This is a genomic window from Bacillus sp. AP50 (assembly GCF_040492675.1).
GTDB classification, from domain to species: Bacteria; Bacillota; Bacilli; order Bacillales; family Bacillaceae_G; genus Bacillus_A; species Bacillus_A cereus.
The window spans coordinates 1-4,223 of record NZ_JBEUTW010000571.1 but is presented as its reverse complement, the minus strand read 5'-3'; the positions used below and the strand labels follow the sequence as shown (position 1 = coordinate 4,223).

The following is a 4,223-nucleotide window of genomic DNA, read 5'->3' as shown; positions in this document are numbered from 1 at the left end:
AAATATACTATATGAAATGATGTACATGAGTTTGAAATTCATGTAACGAGGTAAGCGCTACATAACAATGACTAATATTTAAAGTTTTCGTACCTATAGAATTCAATTCATGTTATATAAATCAATTGTTAGAAAGGAACAGGTGTAATGAATCAAATTTCATTTGAAGATTTATTTGAAGAAGAAAAAGAAAAGGTGGAGGTAGCTGAGATATGTAAGGTACCAGCCCCTTTATCACCATTACAAAAAGATATTTTAGAATTAATTGATTCTGAAGAAATAAGTGCGCTTGAGCTATGTGAACGATTAATACGATCTGGTAAAATACCCGATGAAAGATTCACTACGAATAAGCCTAAAGCATATGGACAAGTATGTTTACTATTAGAAGGTTTTGTTACAGAAGGAAAACTTATTTTTATCAAAGATGATGAGAAAAGAGATAGGGTATATAAATTGAAAGAAGAAGTTTGAGATGTATAGTGGGAGATGAATGATTGGTTCCCTTTAACTTGCAGCTCCGTTAGTCTAGTAATGTCCACAAAAAAGGTGTCAATCTCTCCTACATTGACACCTTCATACTTTTAACACCTTACATACTTACGCTTGAAACCAAGTCTTCCTCTATCAAGTTCTTTCTGAATACTCTCTGTAGCATTTAGCAAACTGCTTTTTTTATTATCACGTTTGACTTCAACTATACCAACTTCTTTTGCAGTCTCGACTGCTTTTTCATGTAGTGGTACATATGATATTGCCACGGTGTTTAGGAAATTATTCATAGCGGATTTTGTTCGTTCTGGAGAATGATGAATTGTATCTTTCACCATTTCAAGCATATCGGAAATTTTACTTTCGGAAAATTCATTGTCTTTGCGATTTCCTAAAAGCCAACAGTAGCAACTCCATCCGGCAGACATTTTAAGCTCGTCCCCACTTGCAATCCATTTATCAGCAACATCTTGTGCAATATTTGACTCCGATAAAGTTACTGCCACTACATAATCAGATAGCATATAAAAATATGCCCCGTCTATCCAGCGATCAAAATCAGACTTACTCATAGCTTTTGGATCGGCAATAATACCTGCAAAGTACATAGCATCGTAGTTACCTGTGGCATAAAGCTCTTCAGCTAACTCTTGATTTAATTTTATTTTTTTAGCGATTGGTTTCATAGCACCTGTAGCTACTCCGAATACTGGCTCATGCGCACCGTTAGATATGTATATTTTTTTCGTTCGTTCCTTACCTAGAGCCTCAAGTTCTTGCATAACTGTTTTAAAATCCATAGTTGTGCAACTTCCTTTCTTCATGTGAAAGCCTTTTTAAGCCTTTCGTATTTCATGTGTTAATACTAATTGTATTCAAGGGGTATGTCTACTTTCTAAAAGTATCGAAACCGGTTAGTAATTTTGAAGGTTTTGATTTTTTGACTGCTACAAGCTATCTATAATGGTAAGAAGGTCACTGTAAGGAAGAATGAAAAGTATGTATAGTTTTTCCAATGAATATTTGGTATGATGGTGAATGGGAAAAATATACAAGCAGTTAGTGGTTCATAAAAGGGGGATTGAATTGAAAAGAACGCCTGAATTTGTATTAGGTTTAATTGGTGGCATTTTGGGAATTATTATTTCCATAATATTAATAGTTGTAGCGTTTAATATTATGGAAGGGGTTGATTACGAACTTTTAGCTTATTACTCTATTATTTTAACGGTTCAAATAGGGTTGTTCATTTTATCGTGTTTAGTAAACAAGGTTAATAATAAAGTTTATGGAGTTTGTATGATTGTGATTCCTATAGTTATGTTGTTTATGTCATTATTCTTTTTACTTATTCCGACAATTTTACAAATTATATCTGGTTCATTTGCATTTAGAACATTAAAGTTAGAATCGAATGTAAGCTAAATATAATTATTAACGTCTGAATATTCGGTTTTTTAAACATTTTCGTTTGCAGTTCAAATTAACATAAAGTACAAAGTTGTACGCTTTAGGAGGAGAAATAGATGATTATTTGGTCTGGTTGGGGTTTTTTAGTCGCAATTATTGTAATTATTAATACTCTTTTGGGTAAGGCTATCTTTGGATCTATAACGGGGGACGCTACATATTTTCAAGGCCATAGTTGGCCAATGGCGGTAATGTTTATTATATCAGGGGTTATGTCTTGGTATTTAGGTAAATATATTAATAAGCCAGATGGGAAAGTTTATATAGATGCCGAAACTGGTGAAAAAGTTATGTTTAACAAAAAGCACTCATTATTTTTTATAAAAATGGAATATTGGGGACCGATTCTAGGAGTTATTGCGATTGTAACTTTAATTACAAGATAAAAAAAGAGGATGGGTATAGCAAGAGTAATCTATTCAAGTAGAAGGAGAAATCAGTCATGAATGCAAAGAAACTACTAGGGGTAGCAGTTCCGGTCATGTTGTTATTTGGTTGTGGAGTTTCTGAGAAAACGAACACTTCTAAACAGGAGAAAACGGAAGAGTCTAAAGTAAAAGAATCGAAGTCTAATAGTAAGAAAGAAAAAATTTCAAAGGAAGACTATCCTAATAAAGTGTATAAATTAGGGGTAGAGTTTGATAAGTTGTTTGCGGAGCATAACAATATTACAAGAGAGGTTTTTGACGGTAAGAAAAAGAAATCAGATATAGTAGATAGTGTGAAAGAATTAAATAAAGTGTTAGATAAATTTGAGTCGATAGATCCCCCTGCAGAGTATGTAAACCAACAAAAAGATTTTGAAAAAGCAATTAGTTATTTTAGAGAGTCTTTTTCTTTAATAAATGAAGTATTCACCAGAAAAGAAAAAAGAGAAAAAGGTGATAAGACTGATAAAGAGTTAATAGAGAAATCTGAAAAGCTAGTGAAAGAAGGAGATATTTACTGGCTTAAGGCATTCAAAGATCTTGAAGGAGATATTAAAATCGGTGACGGTACAGTATCAATGAAAGATTTGAAAGAGTTAGATAAGAAAGCTGGAATTAATACAGATAACGTTATGAAGAATGTGAAAGATGGTACGGAATTAATCGGTAATTGGGGATTCCAAGGAACAGACGGTTTCAATATGTCACTCATTTTAAAAGGTGATAAGACATTTGAAACGTATGGTAAAGGTGAGCATCCAAATAAAAAGAATTATATTGAAGGAACTTGGGAATATGATAAGGAAGCTTTTACAATCTATTTACATCTCAATAAACGTTTAGTAGACGGTGTAGAAGATACAATTCAAAAAAAGAAAATAGCATATAAAGTTCAAGATTATGATGGGGAAAACTTGCAATTATTTAATGAGACGTCATTTAATACAATTAAGTATGTGAAGCAAAGTTAAAGTTATGAAGGACTAGGTTTAAATGGCCTGGTCCTTCATTAAAGTGCGAGTATGTAAATAATATGTTATCTTTCGTTCTGTTTACTTAGTATCATGTTATTCTTTAATAGAGTAATAAATGGAGTTTTGCATTAAATATATGAGGTTGGTTACAAATGATCAAAAAATTTACTAGATTAGTATTAATAGTGGTTATCCCAATCAGTCTTATTACAGGTTGTGGGGCTGCTGAAAACACTGAAGCACAAAAGCCGAAAGCGGTACAAACGGAGAAAAAGGACTATATGGATTACTCATATGGTAGCAAAGGTATATTAGTAAGTGGCAAAGCGAAAGAACGCCAACAATACGAGATTGGATATATGGATGATAATAAGTTAATTGGGATTGACGAAAATATTGAAGACTGCATTATTTTAGATAATAAAGATGAAGCAGGTCTCATTTGGAAGCAAATAGAGCGTGGATCTATTATTGAAGTGCAATACGGTAAGGATCGCAATGATATCGTAGGCGTGCAATTCGTAGGAGATCGTGAGTCATATGAAATTAGTGATAAGTTTGATCGGAATACGATAAATGAGATTGTTGAAAACGTTAAAGGGAATTTGTAATAGATGTATTTCGATAGTATAGGATCTCTTATTATGAAATTGTATGCCAGTTATTTGTCTAAGTTTAAATTGATTATTTTGACGGTATTTGTAATTAGTTGTAAAATAATGTTTGTTGACGAAATTTATAAAAAGTATGTTAGATGAAATTCATCTGTAGGGATGACATATAAATATTTTCTTAATGAGTATAAAATGAAATAATTAAAATATATAAATAAAAAGAAAATATAATAGAAGTACATAGT

At 32.0% G+C, this 4,223-nt stretch carries 6 protein-coding genes; 5 read left to right on the top strand and 1 reads right to left on the bottom strand.

Translation table 11 applies throughout. From position 1 onward, the window contains the following. Positions 1-147 precede the first annotated feature (147 nt). Positions 148-474 carry a DUF3895 domain-containing protein gene (locus ABWK52_RS26755; protein WP_016111574.1) on the top strand — a complete coding sequence of 109 codons (327 nt, stop codon included), beginning with the start codon at positions 148-150 and terminating at the stop codon, positions 472-474. Between the two features lie 110 nt (positions 475-584). Here the strand turns inward: ABWK52_RS26755 and ABWK52_RS26750 are convergent, their stop codons facing one another. Then, positions 585-1,292 carry a DNA alkylation repair protein gene (locus ABWK52_RS26750; RefSeq protein WP_098327161.1) on the bottom strand — a complete coding sequence of 236 codons (708 nt, stop codon included), beginning with the start codon at positions 1,290-1,292 and terminating at the stop codon, positions 585-587. 286 nt (positions 1,293-1,578) lie between these two features. Between ABWK52_RS26750 and ABWK52_RS26745 the strand changes: the two genes are divergently transcribed. From ABWK52_RS26745 to ABWK52_RS26730, 4 genes are all read left to right on the top strand, one after another. Further along, positions 1,579-1,917 carry a DUF4064 domain-containing protein gene (locus tag ABWK52_RS26745; RefSeq protein ID WP_000831724.1) on the top strand — a complete coding sequence of 113 codons (339 nt, stop codon included), beginning with the start codon at positions 1,579-1,581 and terminating at the stop codon, positions 1,915-1,917. A gap of 101 nt (positions 1,918-2,018) precedes the next feature. After that, complete coding sequence (locus tag ABWK52_RS26740; protein WP_098541074.1) at positions 2,019-2,348, top strand: hypothetical protein; 330 nt, start codon at positions 2,019-2,021, stop codon at positions 2,346-2,348. 56 nt (positions 2,349-2,404) lie between these two features. Then, positions 2,405-3,361, top strand: coding sequence for a DUF3994 domain-containing protein (locus tag ABWK52_RS26735; protein WP_098541072.1), 957 nt, complete (start codon positions 2,405-2,407; stop codon positions 3,359-3,361). 155 nt (positions 3,362-3,516) lie between these two features. Beyond that, positions 3,517-3,975 carry a hypothetical protein gene (locus tag ABWK52_RS26730; RefSeq protein WP_000591636.1) on the top strand — a complete coding sequence of 153 codons (459 nt, stop codon included), beginning with the start codon at positions 3,517-3,519 and terminating at the stop codon, positions 3,973-3,975. Positions 3,976-4,223 lie beyond the last annotated feature (248 nt).